The sequence below is a fragment of the Moorena sp. SIO3A2 genome, from assembly GCF_010672265.1.
In the GTDB taxonomy this organism is placed as follows: domain Bacteria; phylum Cyanobacteriota; class Cyanobacteriia; order Cyanobacteriales; family Coleofasciculaceae; genus Moorena; species Moorena producens.
In genome coordinates, this window is the sequence record NZ_JAAHHC010000125.1 from 1 (window position 1) to 1,520 (window position 1,520).

Here is a 1,520-nt window from a genome sequence, read left to right on the forward strand (position 1 = left end):
TATCTTCCCGAGTATAGTCCTGATTATAACTTAATTGAATTGGTTTGGCATTCAGCAAAAGAATATATTGCCAATCGAGTTTTCAAATCAATTGAAGAATTAGAATGTTTGTTAAATCATCTTTTAAATGAAGGAGGGTTAATTATAAAATGGGTACGAAAAATAAAAAACAAAGGCAATGCTGTTATCACAGTTTAAATGCGCAACAGCTTAGTGCGATTCGTTAGTTAGAAACCATACCCGATAAAGAGTATGGGGGATTAACTGCCTGGTCTAATGAACCATGACAACTTGATAACCATGATGGTGAAAATCCATCCCTCGTGAAATCCGAGTGACAACCTTACCCTGACTAATGGAAATAGCAACTCCATAAGTTAAACAGCAAGAGGGTCGAACGGGCAAAACATCCTTTAACCTGACCGATGTCAGCCTAGGTAAAGAACTCATGGGTACGAATAGGAAGGTATGAATGAATCATCGTTATTACGATGTAGCGAAATAAGAAGGTTGAACAACGCTACAGACAAAAAGTCAACGGAGAACACAGGCTTACAAGGTTTGCCGCTCTTGTAAAAGATTTCCCTCTCTCCCGGTGAATAGTACCACCCTAAAAGTTCAAAGATTGGTTATCAGGAACGAAGTAACTCCCATATGTACTCTCAGAAAGGTCGAATATTCTGAGTAGGTAGCTAGCCGCAAGTCATATGGAAGCAAGATTGAGTCAGAAGCCAACGCCTGGAGTAATATCTAGGATATGCTGACGGACTCACGTTATAGGAAAAGATATAGCTGTAAGTAGTAATGAATAAGTCTAAAACTCGGGGGTTCGCCCCACAGTCGGAATGGAATAAGGTCAATTGGCGAAAGCTAGAAATAACCTTATTTAAGTTACAAAAACGGATATACCGAGCCTCACAACGTGGTGACGTCCGCGTGGTAAGAAAACTACAAAAAACTTTGATGAAGTCCTGGACTGCCAAAATGATTGCGGTGCGTCGGGTAACACAGGAGAACAAAGGTAAAAAGACTGCCGGAATAGATGGGGTCAAAGCTTTAACCAATAAGCAACGCCTCATCTTAGTAGCCAACCTAAAGGTCTCCAAAAAGGCACAACCAACCAGAAGGGTTTGGATACCTAAACCTGGACGGACGGAAAAACGCCCATTAGGAATACCGACCATGTATGACCGTGCATTACAGGCACTTGCTAAACAGGCACGCTTAACCTGAATGGGAAGCCAAATTTGAACCTAATTCTTATGGGTTCAGACCAGGGCGCTCATGTCACGATGCCATCGAAGCAATAAGCTGTTGCGCATTTAAACTGTGATAACAGCATTGCCTTTGTTTTTTATTTTTCGTACCCATTTTATAATTAACCCTCCTTCATTTAAAAGATGATTTAACAAACATTCTAATTCTTCAATTGATTTGAAAACTCGATTGGCAATATATTCTTTTGCTGAATGCCAAACCAATTCAATTAAGTTATAATCAGGACTATACTCGGGAAGATA

At 40.1% G+C, this 1,520-nt stretch carries 3 protein-coding genes and 1 pseudogene; 2 read left to right on the plus strand and 2 right to left on the minus strand.

Annotated features, from left to right (window positions below; genetic code table 11):
* Positions 1-198 (plus strand): transposase (locus F6K64_RS37985; RefSeq protein ID WP_287265468.1); only part of this gene is annotated, 198 nt, incomplete at its 5' end.
* 75 nt (positions 199-273) lie between these two features.
* Here the strand turns inward: F6K64_RS37985 and F6K64_RS37990 are convergent.
* Positions 274-450: a hypothetical protein gene (locus F6K64_RS37990; RefSeq protein WP_158026519.1), complete on the minus strand. Its 177-nt coding sequence runs from the start codon at positions 448-450 to the stop codon at positions 274-276.
* A 354-nt stretch (positions 451-804) separates the two neighbouring features.
* Here F6K64_RS37990 and F6K64_RS37995 point away from each other — a divergent pair.
* Positions 805-1,309: pseudogene (locus F6K64_RS37995) on the plus strand (reverse transcriptase N-terminal domain-containing protein); the annotation flags it as partial.
* Between the two features lie 13 nt (positions 1,310-1,322).
* On the opposite strand, the gene F6K64_RS38000 reads toward F6K64_RS37995, so the two are convergent.
* Positions 1,323-1,520: transposase (locus F6K64_RS38000; RefSeq protein WP_287265468.1), on the minus strand; the 198-nt coding region annotated here is incomplete at its 5' end.